Origin of the sequence: Brevibacterium yomogidense (assembly GCF_900163715.1) — a bacterium.
Classification (GTDB): domain Bacteria; phylum Actinomycetota; class Actinomycetes; order Actinomycetales; family Brevibacteriaceae; genus Brevibacterium; species Brevibacterium yomogidense_A.
Map to the genome: position 1 here is coordinate 427140 of NZ_FWFF01000017.1, position 18566 is coordinate 445705.

The following is an 18566-nucleotide window of genomic DNA, read 5'->3' on the forward strand; positions in this document are numbered from 1 at the left end:
CGCCGCCGAGGCTGACTCGGGTGTGACCTGACTCGGGTGTGATCTGTGTCGGTCCGTGAACGAATGTGACACGAGTTTACGAACGCGGTCACGTCACCCCCTAGCCTCGGTTCCATGTCGACACCCACGCCCTCCGCGACCTCGTCCGGTGCTCCGTCCGCGAATCCCTCCGCAGCCTCGGCAGCGAGTGCCTCTGCCGCCTCGGCCGCGGGTCGTTCCGCGAACCCGCGCTTCCGCGAGGCGACCTCGCCCGCGCACGCGAAGACGCTGCGCGCAGCGGGGGTCGGTACCGGTTCGCAGCAGACCGAGGTCCGGATCCGGGACTTCACGTTCGTGTCCGACGAGCCGGCGAAGATCGGCGGCCGTGACCAGGGACCGACGCCGATGGAGTACCTCGCCGGCGCGGTGAACAGCTGCATCACGGTGGTCATCGACCAGCTCGCGGAGCGGCGGGGGCTCCCCGTGTCCGCGGTGCAGACCTACACGCTCGCCAAGCAGGACACGAGGGGGCTCGGCGGCTCCGCCGACGTCCAGCCCTACTTCTATTCCTACCGGCTGCAGATCGTCGTGGCGACCGAGCAGCGCGACGAGGTGGAGCTCATCGGCTTCGCCGCGAACGCCGAGCACATCTGCCCCGCGATCAACCTGCTGCGCGATGCGCGCACAGGGCTCGAGGTGGTGTGGTCCTTCACGGAGGAGGCGTCTGACCGCGCGGCGGAGGCGCTCAGCAACTCCGCGTGGGGCTACTCGACGCAGGGCGTCACGGACCCTCGCCCGTTCCTCACCGTGGTGAACGCCGATGGAGCAGGAGCCCGCGCATGACGACTGTGGGGCTGTGGACGCTGGGTCTGGCCCTTGCTTACACCGTGTGGCTGGTGGTCGGCGGCCGGTGGGTCGTCGCGCGGCAGGAGAAGGGTGCGAACTTCTTCGTCAGCGGCCGGTCGTTCAGCCCGTGGACGGTGGCGTTCTGCATCACCGGCCTGTTCTCCGGGTCGTCGTACATCGCGATCGTGGAGCTGAGCTATCGGACCGGTGTCTCCGCGATCTGGTACGGCGTCGCAGAGACGGTCCAGATCATCCTCATCGCGCTGCTGCTCGTGAAGCCGCTGCGCCGGAAGCTGGTCGTGACGGTCACGGGGATCATCGGCGACCGGTTCGGCCGCGCGGCGCAGGGGGTGAGCGCTGTCATCACGGGCTTCACGTTCCCCATGTACTCGCTCGCGACGGCGATCGCCTTCGCATCCGCACTCACCGTCATCACGGACGTGTCGCTGTGGCAGTCGATCGCGCTGACAGCCGTGGTGCTCTTCGCGTTCCTGGTGTTCGGCGGGATGCGGTCGGTCGCCTTCAGCCAGACGATGAACGTGATCGTGATCGGTGCGATGTTCGTGGTGGGCGTGTGGGCGCTGATGGTGTCGCCCGGAATCGACGGGATGAGGGAGTTCACGGCAGCCAACCCACAGATGACCGCGCCCGCGAGCGCCGGGGTGTCGCTCATCGTCGCCTGGTTCGGAACCTTCATCGTGAACGTGCCGCTCGCGCAGGCCGCGTTCCAGATGTCGATGTCCGCCCGTACCCCGGAGGACGGCCAGCGCGGCCTGTTCCTCGCCGCGGTGATCGGTGCGCCGCTCATCATCCTGGGCGTGGTCGTCGGGATCGGTGCCGCGAGCGTCATGCCCGGGGACGGCCTGCCGCTCATCGCGATCTCCGAGTACATCACCCAGACCGTGCCGCCGTGGGCCGCGGCCGTGTTCTTCCTGGGCATGTGGGCGTGCGCGCTGGGCTGGGCGGGTCCGTGCCAGTTCTCCGGGGCGACGTCGCTGGGGCGCGACCTGGGCGGTGCGCTGCGTCCGCGGGCGAGCCAGGAGCAGCTGGTCCGGTACACCCGCGTGGCGCTCGTGGTCCTCACGGTCGTGATGATCGGGTTCAGCATCCTGCGGGCCGAGGAATCGGCGTGGTGGAACATCATGGCCTGGACCCTGCGCAACGGTGCGACCTTCGCGCCGGTGCTCGCGGCGTTCTTCTGGCCGGTGGCCACGCGGTCCGGGGCGATGGCATCGCTGCTGGGCGGGTTCAGCGCCGGGTTCGGATGGTACGCGCTGTCCGGCTTCAGCGCCACGGAGTTCTACCTGGGCACCCACCCCGTGTGGGTCGGCATGATCGTGAACATGGTCGCGCTGGTGTCGGTGAGCCTGCTCGGGGGAGGCTGGCGGCTGACCGGCGATGCGCGGCGGCGTGCGCGCGGGGGAGCTGCCGCGGGTGCGGCGGTCGTCCTCGGGGTGCTGCTGGTCGCCAACTGGGAGTGGGCAGCCGGGTACGGGCTCACGGGGCTGGCGCTGTTCCTCGTCGTGGCGGCGCTGTTCACGGTGGTGCTGCTGGTGACGGTGCCGGTTGGTGGCGGCGCTGGGGCTGGTGAGACGGCCGAGGCTGCGGAGAGTGCCGGCGCTGGTGAGAGGGCCGGTGCGGGTGCGAGTGCCAGCGTGGGTGAGATGGCTGGAGAAGGTGCCCGTGCGAGTGAGGCGGCGGGTGCGGTTCCCGATGCCGAGGTCGCAGCCGGGTCCGAGACCCAGGCTCGTGAGAGCGCGACTGCGGCCGCGCGGCCGGAGGCCTAGGGCGGGACCCAGACTTCAGTCGGGACTTGGACCGTTTCCGGGCCCGAGGCCGAGGTCGTTGCTGAGACCGTAGCCGTAGCCGTAGCCGTAGCCGTAGCCGTAGCCGTAGCCACGGCCGAGGTTGCGGTTGTTGCTATGACCTCTGCCGGTCTGGTGGCCGGCCGGTTCATTCTGCTCGAGTCGACGCACCCGAACCACCTCGATCTCGTGCTTCGCGGAGTTATGTCTGTGCCTCCGAATACTGTGTAGAACATCGATGGGTAAAGATGCCCTTTCGATGTGACCGATAGGTCACATGTTCGACACGGGAGGAGGTGTGGGACGTGACTGATAGGACTGAGTCGGCTCCCAGCAGCGATGCTGGACCGGAGCCACCGGACCCGGCGGTGCAGCCGTGGACTGTTGAAAACGTCCGTACGGCGATCGCTCGGGTCGCTCGTGGTGAGTTCGACGCTCTGGATGTGTGCGGTGATCGGAGTCCCTCGCATGCGACTACGGGTGGATCCGCCAAGGAACCGTCGTCAGGCGAACGCGAGGCTGTCTCATCGTTCGCACTGCTGGAGGAGTGGGCGGAGAGCTCTCGCGCCGCGGACCGGATGCGGGCGGCTGAAACCGCTCGGCTGGGGGCGTTCGTGCTCGCACGTGTCCTCGCGCGCAGGGATGGGGACGTTGAGCTGAGCGACTTCCTGGCGACTCCGGCCAGGGGCACTGCAGGCCGAGACGATGGTTCGTCGGCAGCCTCCGCGTCCGGTTCGTCGGCCGCCTCGGCCTCGGGTTCGGGCGTCGAGGTCTTCGAGGACGATCGCTTGTCGACGCGGGCTCGGGCACTGCTCGATCCGGCCGATGCGATCCTCGTCGCGGCGAAGCTGAACACTCGCTTGGACTTCGCCCGCCGTGCCGCGGCGAGCGCGGTCGTCGCGTTCATCGGTCTGCACGGCCTGCTCGAATCAGCGGCGACTGGTCGCGTGAGGTTCGAACGGGTTGAGCGGCTCCATCGTCGTATCGATGATTCACTGCTCCCAGTGGATGAGGTGAGGAAGCTGGACGGTTTCCTCGCGGAGCTGAGTCCGCAGCTGTCGTTGGATCAGTTCGAGAAGCTCGCACGCCGGCACATCCGTTCGCTCGCGCCCGTGCCGGCTGATCCTGAGGCGCCGCGCAAGCAGCGCTGCGTGCGCTACGAGCGGTTCGATGACGGCACTGCGCGCTTGGAGCTGCACGGGCCGATCCTCGTGGTCGAAGGGCTGTATCAGCGTCTATGTGCGATGGCGCGATCGATACGTCGCAATCAGCTCGAGTCGATGGAGTCGGACTCGTTCGGGCGGGCTGTTGACCCGAGCCGTGTCGAACTCGGCACTGTCGACGAGCGGACCGTCGCGCAGCTGATGTTCGATCTGCTGGCCTCGTCGCGTCTGCACACGCAGGTGCGAGTGAAGAGTCCGGGTTCCGAAGCGGGACAGGGGAGTGCTTCGCCACAGGACGGTGCAGAGCAGGAAGAACTGATCGATGTGTTCTGCCCGACCGATGGTGATTGGCTGCGGAAACAGGCTGCGGTCACCATCACGGTTCCGATCACCACGGTGCTGTCGCTGGATGACAGCCCGGGCATGGTCAACGGCGATGTGCCGCTCGCTGCCGAGCAGTGCCGTGAGGCGGCCGCGCATGCGACGTCCTGGTTCCGGGTTCTCACGGATCCGGCGACGAGCATCGTGACCGATCACGTCGCGCACACGTACGAGCCGACTGCGGCGATGCGGCGCACGGTCCGACAGAAGTGGCGGACCTGCACCGTTCCCGGATGCAGTCAGCCGGCGCAGTGGTGCGAGATGGAGCACTGCTGCCGGTTCTCGAAGATGGACCCTGCCACTGGCGGGCTGACTGTCATGGAGAACCTGCACCCGATGTGCAAGCATCACCACGGTCTCAAGACGGAGGGCGTGATTCGGCTCGAGAAGCTCGGTCCGAATGAGGCGTGCTGGGTGCTGCCCATGGGGGTGCGCGCGATGCGGACGGCACCTCCGGTGGCTGTGAGCGATCGAACCGTTGAAGCGGGAACTCTTCTGACCCGCGCGGTTGAGTCAGACGATTCTGATGAGCCAGCCGAGTCGGATGAGCCAGAGGAGGTGAATGAACCAGGTGATGTTCCTCCACCCTTCTGAACTGGGAGTCTGAGCGACCAGGCCCGGACCCGTCCGCATGATGCGGTGCGAAGTGCATGGTGCTGTGCCAGTGTGGTCGTGGACCCACGCCCGACGGTGGGCTCATGCCACCACACCATCCGGAAGGACCCTCTGTGATCACTCAGACCCGCGACGCCGGCATCCTCACGATCGCGATCGACAACGAGCGGAGGGCGAACAGCCTCAACGCGGAGATGCTCACGCAGCTGATCGACGCGTTCACCATCGCGTCCGCAGACGAGTCGCTGCGAGCGATCCTCCTCACCTCCGCAGGGGATCGGGGGTTCTCCGCCGGAATGGACACCGCCCAGTTCGAGCACCAGGACTCGGAACGCGCATACGCCACGATCAGCCACCTCGGCGAGGTGTGCGAAGCGGTGAAGAACTGCGACCTGCCCGTCGCCGCAGCCATCCACGGGTACTGCATCGGCGGAGCGCTCGAGATCGCTGCGGCCGCGGATTACCGCGTCGCCGCCACGGATTCGTGGTACTCGATGCCGGAGGTGCGCATCGGCATCCCCTCCGTCCTCGACGCAGCGAACCTCTGGAGACTTATGGGATGGACGAAGGCGACGGAGCTCATCCTGACCGCCAACAGGTTCTCCGCGCAGGACATGGACCGCTGCGGCTTCCTCAATGCGCTGGTCGAGCCCGCCGAGGTCCGTGAGACAGCGTTGAGCTACCTGCGCGACACAATGGAATCCGACCGTGCGGTTATCGCCCAGCAGAAGCGCCTCATCCGCACATGGCGCAACACCCACGAGCAGGTCGCCCTCGCCGACAGTAGGAAGGAGTTCGCGCTCGCCTTCGCGCGGAAGGCAGACGCGACGAATTGAGGGGCCGCAGCAGGCAGACGCGACGAATCGAGAGGCCGCAGACGGCGAGGGGACGTACTGAGGAGACCCGGGCACGATCGTCGACCCGGGCACGATCATCGACCCGGGCGCGGTCGACGTTCTCATGGTCGACACACGTGTCTGGAACCGGGGAGTCGGCAGACGTGCCCGGAGCTGGAGAGGTGGGACCGCAGGCGCTCATGCACGCGTCCTCCCACCTCTCCGACTCCCGTCACTCCTCGCTCATGCCCTCCGCAGGCACCACGCGGGACATCGTCCGTGCCGGCAGCGCGGACGCGAGGACCGCAGCGGCGACCGCCGCGACCCCGATGAGTGCCAGGGGCAGAGGCGGCACGCTCAGGGTGGGATCGATCGTCTCCCCGATGAGCGAGGCCGTGCCCACCCACCCGAAGAACGTCCCCAGACCCACGCCGACGACCAGCGCGATCACCGTCATGAGCAGCGACTCGACCGTGATCATCCGGCCCAGCGCGCCACGGCTGAAACCGAGCGCACGCAGCAGCGCACCTTCCCTCCTCCGGTCGATGACCGACAGCGTGAGCGTGTTGCTCACCCCGATGACGGCGATGACGACGGCCGCGGCGAGCAGCCCCAGGACCACGGTGATCGCGACCTGGAAGATGTCCGCGTACTGAGCGCGCATGAGCGACGGATCCGCGTCCGCCGTGACGTCCAGCGCCGACAGCTGCGAGGTCAGCGACTCGATCTGCGCGATCGTCGCATCATCCGCGAGCCGCACCCACGTCTGCTCGGCCGTCTCAGCTGCAGTCGCGGCGTCAGCTGCCTCAGCTGAACTCGCTGGATCAGCCGCCTCCGCGATCCGTTCCGCGTCCGCGCCACTCACGAGCGCCGTGCCGGCGGGCACGTCCAGCGTCGGATCCACGGTGAGCGTGAAGGTCTCGCCGCCCACGGCGATCGTCGTCTCGAGTCCCTCGTAGTCGGCCGTCGCACCGTCGCCCCCGAGCTCACCCGGCGCCAGGCGAACCGTCCCCGGCTCGACCTCGAAGCCGTCGCTCCGAAGCACGGAGTCCTCGGCGTCCTGCGCACTCGCGATGGTGAGGTCACCTGTCAGGGCTCCCGCCGCCTCGGCGTCGGAATCCGAGCCCGAGGCCCCGGCCGGCGTATCCGTGACCGTCACCTCTGCACGGACCGCGGGGACGACCGCGCGCTCCTCGACGACAGTGGACTCGTCGAGCGCCGCCGCGACCTGGTCGCCGGACCCGTCCACCACCAGGTCGACCGGAGTGTCCTCCGCCGTCGACAGCTCGATCGTGCGCTGGAGGCTCGCCGCGCCCACGAGCACGGCGGACACGAGGGTGACACCGATGAGCAGCGCCGCAGTCGTCGACGAGGTGCGCCCGGGCGCGGAGCTCGCGGACCGGCCCGCCAGCAGGATGGACGGCGACCGACCGGTGAGAGCGGACAGCGCGCGGCCCATGACGCCGATGAGCGGCGGCACGAAGACGCGCGCCGCGACGAGCACAGCGATGAAGAGCGTGAAGCAACCCACGATGCCGATCAGTACGGACTGGGTGGATACCGCGAGGAGGCAGAGCGCGAGCCCGCCCGCCCCCAGCAGTCCGCCGATGATCATGCGGACCCAGGGGAAACGTGCCTGAGCAGGGCGGACATCGGCGGGACGCAGCGCTTCGATGGGGGAGACGCTTCCCGCCCGGAACGCCGGGACCATCCCCGCGAGCACCGTGACGGCGATGCCGACGAGCGGACCCACGAGCAGTGCCGCCGGGGTGGGGGAGATCTGCGCGAAGTCGGGCATCCACAGTGCGCGGACCAGCCCTGACAGTCCCCAGCCGATCAGCAGTCCCAGCACCACGCCCGCCGCCGCGCCGACGACTCCCAGGACGAGCCCCTCGAGCAGGGTCGCGCCGCGCAGCTGTCGCGCCGTGGCTCCCACCGCTCGGTAGAGGGCGAGCACGCGGGCACGGGAGGCGACGAGCACCTGGAACGTGTTCGAGATGACGAGGGACGCAACGCCGACGGACAGCAGCCCGAACGCGATCCCCACGGTCGCGAGCATGTTCGTCGATCCGGACAGGTCCTGGATCTGCTGCTCGACGACCTCCTCGACGGTGGACACGTCGACAGGTGCCTCGCCAGCCGACTCTGCCTCGCCGGCCGACTCTGCCTCGCCGGCCGACCCTGCCCCGCTGCCTGACTCTCTCTCACCGATCGCCTCGTCGATCGCCGTCGACAGCGTCGCCGGGTCCGTGCCGTCCGCGGCGCTCACACGGATCGCGGCGGGAATGATCTCTGCCGGAGCGCCCTCGAGGCCGTCATCGGTGAGGTGGAGGGTCAGCTGGAGGGATGAGGAATCCGGCAGCAGGCCGGAGACCGTGTAGTCGGTCTCCTCCGTCCCCGGGGTGGCCGCGTACGCCTCGAGCGTCACGGTATCGCCGACTGTGACCCCGAGCGCCTCTGCGTCCGTCTCGTTGAGGGCGAGCTCGTCGGCGGCTGCCGGCAGCGTCCCGTCAACGGGATCCTGGCCGTTCGTCGGCAGTCCCGTGACAGCCGCGGAGACGCTCGAGGTGCCCGCGCTCGCCATGAGGTAGCCGGTCTCCTCGATGTGAGCGGCTTCGACGCCGTCGACCGCTGCGACCTCGTCGAGGAGGTCGTCGGTGAGGACCTCGGCCGCATCCGCCGGATCCTCACGCTCGTCGGCGAGGATTGCGACATCCGCCCCGGCCCAGGACGATCTGACCTGGTTCGCGAGCGTATCGCCGAAGCCCTGTGCGAAGAGCAGCGCGGCGACCATGAACGCGACGGACACCGCGACCGCGATGCCGGCCGCGACGAGCCTGCCCGACGCGCTGCGGAGGTTCGACAATGCGATGCGGATCATCGTGCACCACCGGCCTGAGTGGGGCTGGGCTGGGTAGGGCTGGGCTGGGTGGCGCTGGGCTGAGTAGGGCTGACCTGGGTGGCGCTGGGCTGAGTAGAGCTTGTCTGGGTGGTGCTTGCCTTGGTGGTGCCGGGCTGGGTGGTGATGTGGGCGAGTGCGGTGGCGACGGCCTCGGCGGTGGGGGACCGGAGCTCGCCGGCCAGCCGACCGTCGGCCAGCATGACGACGCGATCCGCCCGCGCGGCGGCCTGCGGGTCATGGGTCACCATGACGACGGTCTGGCCGAACTCGTCGACTGAGGCCCGGAGCAGCCCCAGCACCTCCGCACCGCTCGCGGAGTCGAGGTTGCCGGTGGGCTCGTCGGCGACGATGACCTCGGGGCTCGTGACGAGCGCACGAGCGACGGCCACGCGCTGCTGCTGGCCGCCGGACAGCTCGTGCGGACGATGCCGCAGGCGGTCCGTGAGCCCCAGGAGGTCGACGATCCGGTGGAAGAACCGACGGTCAACCTTCCGCCCGGCCAGCTGGGAGGGCAGGAGGATGTTCTCCTCCGCCGTCATCGCGGGCACGAGGTTGAATGCCTGGAAGACGAACCCGATCCGGTCGCGTCGCAGGGCCGTGAGCTGGGAGTCCTTCAGGCCGGTGATCGGCGTGCCGGCCAGGATGACATCACCCGCATCGGGGACGTCGAGGCCGGCGAGCATGTTCAGCAGGGTGGACTTGCCGGAGCCGGAGGGCCCCATGATCGCGGTGAAGCTCCCCGCAGCGATGTCGAGCGTGAGCCCGTCCAGCGGCCGGACGCGCGCGTCACCTTCGCCGTACGTCTTCACGAGGCCGATCGCACGGATGGCAGGTGCGGCGGTGGGCGCGGAGGAAGGGGCGACTTCTGGGGCGGTGGTTGTGGTCGGTGTGTGGGTCGGTGCCTGGGACGTTGGGAAGGCCGACGCGGTGGCCGGAGCGGCGGATGCTGCGTGAGTGGATGTTCGTGCAGGTGGCTGCTGTGGTGTGTGCATGACTCCAGCCTCGTCGCCGACGGCCGTGCGCACATCGGACTGGAGGATGGTCCTGGATGTGGCGCGGAGCACGGTGCGGTGCGACGATGCACGATCCGCGTCATACCGGAGTACTACTCGGCGGGCGACGTGCTGCTAGCACGACCTGCTGCAGGGGAGTGGGTTAGTGCCCGGGCGTGACGATCCCGGCGTCGTAGGCGAAGACGACGGCCTGGACGCGGTCCCTCGCCTCCAGCTTCATGAGGATGCGCCCCACGTGGGTCTTCACGGTGGGTTCGGCGAGGACCAGGGAGTCGACGATCTCAGCGTTGCTCATGCCCTGCCCCACGAGTGCGAGCACCTCTCGCTCGCGCGGCGTGAGCGAGGCGAGCATCCGGGCCCGTTCAGGGTCGAGTGCGGGTGGGGCCGGCGGGGCGCTGGGTGGGGTGGACGTGGGTGCCGCGGGTGAGGATGAAGCCGCCGAGGTCGCAGCAGCTGCGGGCGCACCGGCTGCGGTCGCAGCGTCTGAGGGCACAGCCGCCGAGGTCGCCGCGTGTGCGTCGTCAGCGCCGACTCCCTGAGTGGCCTGGAACAGCTGCGTGTCGAGCAGCCGGCGGGTCGTCGTCGGCGCGATCACAGCACCTCCCCTGACGACCGTGCGGATCGAGTCCAGCAGGATCTCCGGCAGGACGTCCTTGAGCAGGAACCCGGATGCCCCGCCGCGCAGCGCCGCGAGTGCGTACTCGTCCTCGTCGAACGTGGTGAGGACGATGATCCGCGGTGCGCGGATCGCTCCCTCATCGGCGAGGGCGAGGACCCGACCCGTCGCCTGGATCCCGTTCAGCCGCGGCATGCGCACGTCCATGAGCACGACGTCCGGCTGGACGCGGGCGATGATCGCGACCGCCTCCTCGCCGTCGCCGGCCTGCCCCACGACCTCCAGGTCGTCCTGCGAGTCGATGACCATCGAGAACCCCGCGCGCACGAGCGCCTGATCGTCGACCAGCACCACACGGATGGGTGCGGAGGAGTCGCTGGGAGTGGTTTCGGGAGCGGCGTCGGGGGACTCTCCATGGATAGGCACGTCGCGTGGAGCCTTTGTCCCATCTGCTGAGGAGGCCATCGGGTCAGTCATGGTGTGCGCTCCTCTGCTGGTATTCCTCAGCATGCGGTTTGTCTGCACGAGGGTCCTCGGCAGTCATCCCCGCGCTCGCCTGTTCAGCGCTCGGCACCCCAGCGCTCGGCACCCCAGCGCTCGCCAGTTCAGCGCTCGCCCCTCCGTTGTTCGTCGCTCCAGCAGGAGCCGGGTCCGCGCTCGCCTCCGGCGCCTCGGTCGCGGAGGGTGCGAGAGCAGTCTGTGCTGGGGGCGTGGCTTCTGGAGGCCTGGCTTCTGGCGGATCGGATGCTGGAGGACCGGCTGCTGGGGAACTGCCTGCAGGACGACCGCCTGCTGTGGGCTCCGACGCCGGGCGGCCCGCGGACGGGAACCGGGCTGTCACCGTGAACCCGCGTTCGCCTCCGCGACGGGGTCCCGCTTCGAGTGACCCGCCGTACAGCGTGGCGCGCTCGCGCATTCCGATGATCCCGCTGCCGGCTCCCCCCAGCACGGAGGTGTCCTTCCCGGACGCTCCAGCTGCAGATATTCCAGCCCCAGCAGCACCCGCCTCAGAAACGCCCGCCCCAGACACTCCTGCCCCAGACACTCCTGCCCCAGACACTCCTGCCCCAGAAACTCCTGCCCCAGAAACTCCTGCCTCAGAAACTCCTGCCTCAGCAGCACCCGCGCGGCCAGCGTGCGAGCGCACCGGGCCGCCGTCGTCGCTGACGCGGACGATGAGTCCCTGGTCCGTCGTCGAGAGCGCCACCTGCGCCCGAGCCCCCGACCCCGCGTGCTTGAGGACATTCGTGAGCGCCTCCTGCACGATCCGATAGACCGCGAGTCCCGCGCCCTCCGACAGGTGCCCCACCTTCTCTGGAGCGTCGAAGCCGTCGATGCTCACAGCGAGTCCGGTGGCCCGCAGGTCGTCGACAAGGGAGGGGACGGCCGCCAGCCCCGGCATCGGCGAGGTCGCCGCATCCGTGAGCGAATCGGTCCGGAGGACGCCCAGCAGATTCCGCGTCTGCGCGAGGGCGTCGCGTCCGGTCGCCGCGATGGTCGTGAGCGCGTCCTCGGCGGCGGCCGGATTGCTCTTCGCCGCATAGCGGCCCCCGTCCGCCTGCGCGATGACGACCGACAGCGAGTGGGCGATGATGTCGTGCATCTCCCGGGCGATCCGCATGCGCTCGGCGTCCGCGGCCAGTCGAGATTCCGACTCCCGCTCCTTCTCCAGGAGGCGGTTGCGCTCGCGGATGTCCTCGACGGCGGTGCGCCGGCGGTGGGCGAGTATCCCCAGGAGCCACGCGGAGAGCACGATCGCCGCGCACAGGATGATCAGCGCGCTCAGCGCGGAGTACTCACTGCCGTCGATCGGTCGGCCACCGGGTCCCATCGAACTCTGCAGAGCAGCCATATACGCCCAGAGGCCCATGGCGAGGGAACCGACCAGACCCAGCCCGAGCACGATCCGCGAGTCCGTCCGCGACCCCCACTTGGCAGAGGAGAAGACCGTGAGGGGCACCGCGATGACCGCCATGGACGGACCGGCCCCGGTCAGCAATGAGAGCGCGCAGCCGGTCGCGATGAGGACTGAGCTCACGAGCGGAGCCCGTCGCCGCAGCGCGAGCGGCGCCGTCATGAGCAGAGCGACCGCGAAGTGCACCCACTGCGGCGTGGTGCTCGTCGTATCGACCCACACGCGGCCCTGAACAGAGCTCACACTCAACCAGGCCACCGGCGCCGCCCACAGCAGACCGTCGGTGATCCACGGATGAGCGCGGAGGACGGATCGGGCGCGAGAGGCGGTGGAGGAGAAGGACATGCGTGCCACGCTAGCGGTGGGGGAGCGGTCGGACATCGTCCTCAGGGATGATCCTCGGCAGGGGGTGGGCTGGGCTGGTCACAGTCCTGCTGTTCACGTTCCAGCTCATCACGTTCGGCCCGGCGCTATTCCACCCCGCAGCATTCCGCCTCGTCATGACCGGCCGTGCGCGGCGAGGTGGGTGCGGTAGCCGCGGACCGTGCTCACCTGGTCCCAGATCGTGATCGCCCAGATGAGGGGGATCGCCCAGAGCTCCACGGGCAGGGACGTCAGAGCCTCGATCGCGGGATGGAGCACGTCCTGCGTGAGGAGCGCGATCGTGAGGAACACCGCCATGACGAGGTCGGTGATCATGTCCAGCGCGACCAGACCCGTGCTCAGGCGCCTGCGGCGGATCCTCAGCACCGCACCGACCGCGGTGACCGCGAGCAGCACCCAGTACCCGATGAGCCAGAAGAGACCCAGATCCGGGTTGATGAACGTCTCCCCGTCATTGAGGTGGCCGACGTAGACGGCAGTCGTGGGCACGAACGGCACGAGTGCCAGCAGCACGAGGAAGACCAGTGAGAGGATCGCGTCCGCGCGGACGGATGTGCCTCCGGGCGGGACCTCTTTGAGGCTGTCGACCGTCCACCGGGGACGACGCGCGGCGACGGGACGCAGCTTCTCACCGACCTGTTCGGCGGCATTATCCGTGCCCGCCTGCGTGCCCATGGGGGTGGCGCGTTCGATGATCGCGAAGAGGATGGTCACCGCCGCGAAGGCTATGAAGACCGCGGGTATGGACTTGCCGATCGCAGTGCCGAGCAGTCCTCCGATGTGCGCGTCCGCAGTGCTGAGAGTGTAGGAGAGCCCGTTCGAGACCAGCGCGGCGACCAGGGCCACCGGCAGTACCCAGGTGAGCAGCCATGTGTAGACGGGGAAGTACTGCGGGCCGATGAGGTGCTGCGGCGAGTCCGAGTACTCCCGCGCCAGCACCGCCGGATCGCCCAGTTCCTCGAGCACGGCGATCTCGACGGCGGCCTCGACGTCGGCCTCAGTGGCGGCCGCGATCTCGTCGTGCCGGGCCTCGGTCATGCGAGCGTCGGCCATGCGGGCCTCGGTCATGTCCGCGATCATCGCGGTGACGTCCGCTGTGACCTCGGGCCGCATGGCATCCGGGACGCGGCGGACGACGGCGTGCACATACCTGTCGGTGAGCGTGCGCATGTCAGATGTCCTTCCAGAGAGCTGTGAGGCTCGCGGTGAGTGCGAGCCATTCGGTGCGGAGGTCGTCGGCGATCCGGGCACCGGCGTCTGTGAGCGTGTAGTACTTCCGCGGACGCGGTTCATCGGTGTTCCATTCGGCGGTCAGCAGCCCCTGCTTGTCGAGCCTGCGCAGAAGCGGATAGAGGGTGTTGGCCTCGACCTGGACGCCCGCCTGAGCGAGCGTGTCCAGCAGCGAGTAGCCGTACTGGGGCTCCCTGCACGCGGTGAGGCATGCAAGCACCACAGTGCCGCGCCGCACCTCCTGGAGATGCAGGGCGAGGGGGTCGGGGGAGTCGGCTGGAATCATGGCGTACACAATACTGTGTGGCACACAGTATGACAAGAGGCGACGTATCGTGCGACGACCCGGCACTGCTCACGATGTGAACCCGGCCGCGCACATCCCCGTTGCGGTCACTACAGTGGGCACGATCCGCGAAGACGCTCCCCAGGAGGAGAACTGTGCCCAAGCCCGTCGTGCTGCTTGCTGAGAACCTTTCACCGGCCACCGTCGAGGCCCTCGGTCCCGACTTCGATGTCCGTCAGGCCGACGGGACCGACCGCCCGGCACTGCTGACCGCCCTGGCAGAGGCGGACGCCGTGCTCGTCCGCTCCGCCACCCACATGGACGCCGAGGCCATCGCCGCCGCGCCGCGCCTCAAGGTGATCGCCCGCGCCGGGGTGGGACTCGACAACGTCGATGTGCCCGCTGCGACGACTGCGGGCGTCATGGTCGTGAACGCACCGACCTCGAACATCATCTCCGCCGCAGAGCTCACGATGACGCACCTGCTGGCCTCGGCCCGCTTCTTCGGCGCCGGCCACGCCTCCCTCAAGGAGGGCCGCTGGGAGCGCAAGCGCCTCACGGGCGTGGAGCTCTACGACAAGACGCTCGGGATCATCGGCCTGGGCCGGATCGGCGGGCTCGTCGCAGAGCGCGCCAAGTCGTTCGGCATGAACCTCATCGGGTACGACCCCTACATCTCCGCATCGCGCGCAGCGCAGATGGGTGTGAAGGTCATGGAACTCGACGAGCTCGTCGAGCAGGCGGACTTCCTCACCGTCCACATGCCGAAGACTCCGGAGACGGTCGGCATGATCGGCCGTGAGCAGCTCGCGAAGGCGAAGCAGGGCGTGCGCATCGTGAACGTGGCCCGCGGCGGGATCGTCGATGAAGAGGCACTCGCCGAGGCCGTGGCCTCCGGTCGCGTGGGCGGCGCCGGCATCGACGTGTGGTCCCAGGAGCCGCCTGAGCACTCGGAGCTCATGGAGCTCGACGCGGTGAACGTCACTCCGCACCTCGGCGCATCGACCGACGAGGCGCAGGAGAAGGCCGGAGTCGCCGTCGCGAAGTCCGTGCGCCTCGCGCTCGCCGGAGAGCTCGTCCCGGACGCCGTGAACGTGGCCGGCGGCAAGATCGACGAGGACGTCCGCCCCGGCATCCCGCTCACGGAGCGACTGGGCCGGATCATCGCAGCACTCACGGACACCGTCACCCACTTCAAGCTCGAGGTGAAGGGCGAGATCGCATCGAAGGACGTGGGCGCACTCAAGCTCGCGGCTCTCAAGGGGCTCTTCAAGGACCGGGTCGACGTGCCCGTCTCCTACGTGAACGCCCCCGTGCTCGCGGACGAGCGGGGCGTGGACGTCGCGGTCGAGACCAGCGACGTCGCAGACGGATTCCGCAACGTCATCACCCTGGTGGCGACGACCTCGGCAGGGGCACAGGTGTCCGTGTCCGGCACGCTCACCGGACCCAAGCAGGTGCAGAAGCTGGTCGAGGTGAACGGCTTCGAGTTGGAGATCTCGCTGACCGACCACCTGCTGATCTTCGAGTACGTGGACCGTCCAGGCGTCATCGGCGTCTTCGGCCAGGCTCTGGGCCGCAACAACGTGAACATCGCCGGCATGCAGGTGTCGCGTGCGGGGGAGGGCGGCCGCGCGCTGTCCGTGCTCGCCGTCGACACCGCGGTCACGACGGAGATCGTGCAGACCGTCGCGGCGGCGGCCGATGCGGAGCACGCCGCAGCGGTCAACCTCACGGAGGACTGACCTCGCGGAGGTCTGACCTCCGCACCACCACGGGCATCACCGCGAGGAGCGGTCGGGTTTCGCAGCCCGGCCGCTCCTCGTGTGTACGAGACCATCCTCCGGAAGGACGAGCACGATGGAACAGAACAGCGGGACCGGCGCGGCACGCGGGACGGGCGCGGCACGCGAGGCCGGTGCTGCGCGCGAGGCCGGGGCTGCACGCGGGACGGGTGCGGCTCAGTCTGCCGGGGCAACTCAGCCAGTCGGTGCTGCGGCACGCGAGGCCGGCGCCCCGGGGGAGGCCGGCCCTGTCGCGCCGCGCTCCTGGGCGGGCCACCTGAGGCTGCTCGGCCCGGGCGTCGTGCTGGCACTTGCGAGCGTCGGCGCGTCGGACATGGTGACGACGCTGAACTCGGGAGCCGAGTACGGCCTCGCGCTCATCTGGGTGTTCACCCTGGGGCTGCTGCTGAAGTTCGGGCTGTCCGAGGCGATCACCCGCCTCCAGCTCACCGCGGACCGTTCGCTCTTCTCACACATCACGGATGTGGGCGGACGGCTGTTCCCCGTCGTCCTGCTCATCGCGGAACTCCTGGTGGGGCTGTTCTTCGGCGCGGGAGTCGCCGCGATCACCACGCTCATCGCCCAGGCGCTGTTCCCCGCCCTGCCGTTCTGGCCGACGCTGGTCGTGATCCTCCTGTCCGCCGTCGTCCTCCTCTGGGTGGGCCGCTACGGCATCGTCGAGAAGGCGATGATGGGCTTCGCGATCCTCATGTTCCTCGGCATCGTGTCCCTGGCGATCGGGTCGGCCGGTGACGGCGACGCGCAGGCGACCGCGGCGCAGACGATCATGCCGATCTACCCGCACACGTCGCTCATCACGGTGCTGTCGCTGGTCGGCGGAGTGGGCGGTGCGACCGGGATCATGGCCTACACGTTCTTCGTGCAGGAGAAGCGCTGGAGCGGGGCGGCGTGGAAGAGCGTCGTGCGCGTCGACCTGGCATTCAGCTACCTGCTCGTGGGGCTCTTCGCGGTCTCGATGACCGTCGTCGGAGCCTTCTGGCTCTACGGCCAGGGGCACTCGATCGAGAGCAACGACGCGGTATTCATGGTAGGCGAGCTCATCGGAGAGCGGCTGGGCGGCTGGGCGTGGATCCTGTTCCTGCTGTCGTTCTTCGCCGTGACCTACACGAGCCTGCTCGGAGGATTCCAGGGCATCGCGTACGTGACCGGTGACTGCCTGCGCGTGCTCCGCCGGTACCCGCACCAGGACGATCCTGCCCACGCGATGTCATCGGATGCGGTGGAGTTCAAGGCGGCGCTCATCTGGCTGACGGTGTGCACGCTGGGTCTGCTGACCGTGGAGCAGGTGCTGGGCTTCGACCGCCCTGTCACGCTGGTGCTGGTCTACGCGGCGATCAGCTCGTTCATCCTGCCGGTACTCGCGATCGTGCTGCTCCTGCTGCTCAACCGGAAGTCGGTCGCGCCGCAGCTGCGCAACGGATGGCTGTCGAACACCGTGCTCACCGTGTGCCTCGTGCTCTTCACAGTGCTGGCAGGCGTCCAGGTCGTGGAGACAGTCTCAGGGCTGATCGGGGCGTAGGGTCTCCGGACAGGTCTGGGCTGATCCGGGCGTAGGGCGGACTCATCGCGGCGCTGGCACTCTGTCCCGCCGCGCGGCCCGTGCCCGCGCGGTCGCGTGCCTCACAGCCACCCCATACCGACGCCCACCCCACACCGACAGTCACCCCGTATCTACAGTCACCCCATACCGAGTGAGTGCAAACCGGCCCAGAACCTTAGATTCTGGGCCGGTTTGCACTCACTCGGTGGGAAGCGCGTGCGACTTCCGTCAGGCGTTCCAGAGACCGTAGGAGTCTGCGAGCTCCACGATCTTCTTCGCGCGGGCCAGGCGCGGCAGGTACGAGCCGTCCGTGATCTCCCCGCCGCTGCTCTGCGCGCCCTCGATCAGTTCGCGCGCCCAGCGGCGCTCGTCCTCGGACGGGGCCAGGGAATCGTTGATGATCGGCGTCATCGAGGGCGTGAGCGTGAGCTTCCCGGCCATACCCATCTTGATGGTCCACTCGCAGTCCTCACGGACGCGATCCTCCGAGGCGCCGGCGGGCGAGGGCCCGTCGATGGCGCCCGGCAGTCCGCCCACGCGGGATGCGATGACGAGCCGCGAGCGCACGTACGCCAGCGCCAGCGGATCGTCGGACATGCCGGTGTCCTTGCGGAGATCGTTCGTGCCCAGCGCCAGGCGGAACGTGCCGGGGGCGTTCGCGATCTGCGTCGCGTGCTCGACACCGATCGCGGTCTCGACGAGCGCAAGCACCGGCACTCCGGCCCCCGCCTTCATCGAGGTCCAGCTGACCTGTTCGGGCGCCTCCGTGTTCGGAAGCATGACGCCGCGCAGACCGGCCAGCCCGTTGAGCGCTGCGAGGTCGTCCTCCCAGTGAGGGGTCCGCGTCCCGTTGATCCGCACCCATGCGGTCATCTTGGGTTCGCCGGTGTCAGAGTCGCGGCCGGACAGGGCCTCGACGACGTGCGCGCGCGCCGTATCCTTCTGGTCCTCCGCGACGGCGGCCTCCATGTCGAAGATCACCGAGTCCGCCTCGGACCGCTGACCGGGTTCGAACAGTTCTGGCTTGGCGGCGTTCACGAGCAGCCAGGTCCGGGACAGCTTGGCGGGCAGCGCCGCGGCGCGAGCATTGCGAATGGGAGTCGTCGACATGCTCCGAGTCTATTGCCGTCTGTCACTGGAATGCACCCGGCGCTGTCGCCGGAATGCACCCGGCGGCGATGCGTCGTGGCACGCGGAATCGACCGGCCTGAACGACGCGAAGACACCCCTCGCCTGTCCGAGTCTCATTT

Annotated in this window: 14 protein-coding genes; 6 read left to right on the top strand and 8 right to left on the bottom strand. The window is 68.9% G+C overall.

The window, feature by feature from the left end; genetic code table 11:
• Window positions 1-114: 114 nt before the first annotated feature.
• Together FM105_RS10880 and FM105_RS10885 are read left to right on the top strand one after the other, a co-directional pair.
• A complete protein-coding gene (locus FM105_RS10880; RefSeq protein ID WP_087008084.1) occupies window positions 115-822 on the top strand; it encodes an OsmC family protein in 708 nt (235 codons plus the stop codon).
• On the top strand, window positions 819-2612 hold the full coding sequence (locus tag FM105_RS10885; RefSeq protein ID WP_087008086.1) for a sodium:solute symporter family protein: 1794 nt from the start codon (window positions 819-821) through the stop codon (window positions 2610-2612). The genes FM105_RS10880 and FM105_RS10885 overlap by 4 nt, the downstream gene beginning before the upstream one ends.
• A gap of 15 nt (window positions 2613-2627) precedes the next feature.
• Here the strand turns inward: FM105_RS10885 and FM105_RS14565 are convergent, their stop codons facing one another.
• Window positions 2628-2801 (bottom strand): hypothetical protein, encoded by a 174-nt coding sequence (locus FM105_RS14565; protein ID WP_179207164.1) that lies wholly within the window; start codon window positions 2799-2801, stop codon window positions 2628-2630.
• Between the two features lie 407 nt (window positions 2802-3208).
• On the opposite strand from FM105_RS14565, the gene FM105_RS10890 reads away from it, so the two are divergent.
• Window positions 3209-4768, top strand: a complete 1560-nt coding sequence (locus FM105_RS10890) for an HNH endonuclease signature motif containing protein (protein ID WP_087008087.1) — start codon at window positions 3209-3211, stop codon at window positions 4766-4768.
• Window positions 4769-4902: 134 nt separating this feature from the next.
• Window positions 4903-5625: an enoyl-CoA hydratase/isomerase family protein gene (locus FM105_RS10895; RefSeq protein ID WP_087008089.1), complete on the top strand. Its 723-nt coding sequence runs from the start codon at window positions 4903-4905 to the stop codon at window positions 5623-5625.
• Window positions 5626-5857: 232 nt separating this feature from the next.
• Here FM105_RS10895 and FM105_RS10900 read toward each other — a convergent pair whose 3' ends face one another.
• From FM105_RS10900 to FM105_RS10925, 6 genes are all read right to left on the bottom strand, one after another.
• A complete protein-coding gene (locus FM105_RS10900) occupies window positions 5858-8506 on the bottom strand; it encodes an FtsX-like permease family protein (protein ID WP_087008091.1) in 2649 nt (882 codons plus the stop codon).
• Window positions 8503-9519, bottom strand: coding sequence for an ABC transporter ATP-binding protein (locus FM105_RS10905; RefSeq protein WP_087008428.1), 1017 nt, complete (start codon window positions 9517-9519; stop codon window positions 8503-8505). Before FM105_RS10905 ends, FM105_RS10900 begins: the two co-directional genes overlap by 4 nt.
• Before the next feature lie 163 nt (window positions 9520-9682).
• Window positions 9683-10633, bottom strand: coding sequence for a response regulator transcription factor (locus FM105_RS10910; RefSeq protein WP_306298587.1), 951 nt, complete (start codon window positions 10631-10633; stop codon window positions 9683-9685).
• Complete coding sequence (locus tag FM105_RS10915; protein WP_179207165.1) at window positions 10626-12416, bottom strand: sensor histidine kinase; 1791 nt, start codon at window positions 12414-12416, stop codon at window positions 10626-10628. The genes FM105_RS10910 and FM105_RS10915 overlap by 8 nt, the downstream gene beginning before the upstream one ends.
• 153 nt (window positions 12417-12569) lie before the next feature.
• Window positions 12570-13625, bottom strand: a complete 1056-nt coding sequence (locus tag FM105_RS10920) for a hypothetical protein (RefSeq protein WP_087008095.1) — start codon at window positions 13623-13625, stop codon at window positions 12570-12572.
• A 1-nt stretch (window position 13626) separates the two neighbouring features.
• Window positions 13627-13971, bottom strand: coding sequence for a PadR family transcriptional regulator (locus FM105_RS10925; RefSeq protein ID WP_087008097.1), 345 nt, complete (start codon window positions 13969-13971; stop codon window positions 13627-13629).
• 155 nt (window positions 13972-14126) lie between these two features.
• Between FM105_RS10925 and serA the strand changes: the two genes are divergently transcribed.
• Together serA and FM105_RS10935 are read left to right on the top strand one after the other, a co-directional pair.
• Entirely contained in the window at window positions 14127-15716 is a 1590-nt protein-coding gene (serA, locus tag FM105_RS10930) for a phosphoglycerate dehydrogenase (protein WP_087008099.1), read from the top strand.
• A 115-nt stretch (window positions 15717-15831) separates the two neighbouring features.
• The gene (locus tag FM105_RS10935) at window positions 15832-17295 is read left to right on the top strand and encodes an Nramp family divalent metal transporter (RefSeq protein ID WP_087008101.1); all 1464 of its coding nucleotides are present in this window, start codon (window positions 15832-15834) and stop codon (window positions 17293-17295) included.
• 249 nt (window positions 17296-17544) lie between these two features.
• Here FM105_RS10935 and FM105_RS10940 read toward each other — a convergent pair whose 3' ends face one another.
• Entirely contained in the window at window positions 17545-18426 is an 882-nt protein-coding gene (locus FM105_RS10940; protein ID WP_087008103.1) for an HpcH/HpaI aldolase/citrate lyase family protein, read from the bottom strand.
• Between the last annotated feature and the right edge of the window lie 140 nt (window positions 18427-18566).

Bases quoted from the DNA above. Each gene is read 5' to 3' on its own strand.
- FM105_RS10880 (WP_087008084.1), top strand. From the start codon at position 115: ATGTCGACACCCACGCCCTCCGCGACCTCGTCCGGTGCTCCGTCCGCG.
- FM105_RS10885 (WP_087008086.1), top strand. From the start codon at position 819: ATGACGACTGTGGGGCTGTGGACGCTGGGTCTGGCCCTTGCTTACACC.
- FM105_RS10890 (WP_087008087.1), top strand. From the start codon at position 3,209: ATGCGGGCGGCTGAAACCGCTCGGCTGGGGGCGTTCGTGCTCGCACGT.
- FM105_RS10900 (WP_087008091.1), bottom strand. From the start codon at position 8,506: ATGATCCGCATCGCATTGTCGAACCTCCGCAGCGCGTCGGGCAGGCTC.
- FM105_RS10905 (WP_087008428.1), bottom strand. From the start codon at position 9,519: ATGCACACACCACAGCAGCCACCTGCACGAACATCCACTCACGCAGCA.
- FM105_RS10910 (WP_306298587.1), bottom strand. From the start codon at position 10,633: ATGACTGACCCGATGGCCTCCTCAGCAGATGGGACAAAGGCTCCACGC.
- FM105_RS10915 (WP_179207165.1), bottom strand. From the start codon at position 12,416: ATGTCCTTCTCCTCCACCGCCTCTCGCGCCCGATCCGTCCTCCGCGCT.
- FM105_RS10920 (WP_087008095.1), bottom strand. From the start codon at position 13,625: ATGCGCACGCTCACCGACAGGTATGTGCACGCCGTCGTCCGCCGCGTC.
- FM105_RS10925 (WP_087008097.1), bottom strand. From the start codon at position 13,971: ATGATTCCAGCCGACTCCCCCGACCCCCTCGCCCTGCATCTCCAGGAG.
- FM105_RS10935 (WP_087008101.1), top strand. From the start codon at position 15,832: ATGGAACAGAACAGCGGGACCGGCGCGGCACGCGGGACGGGCGCGGCA.
- FM105_RS10940 (WP_087008103.1), bottom strand. From the start codon at position 18,426: ATGTCGACGACTCCCATTCGCAATGCTCGCGCCGCGGCGCTGCCCGCC.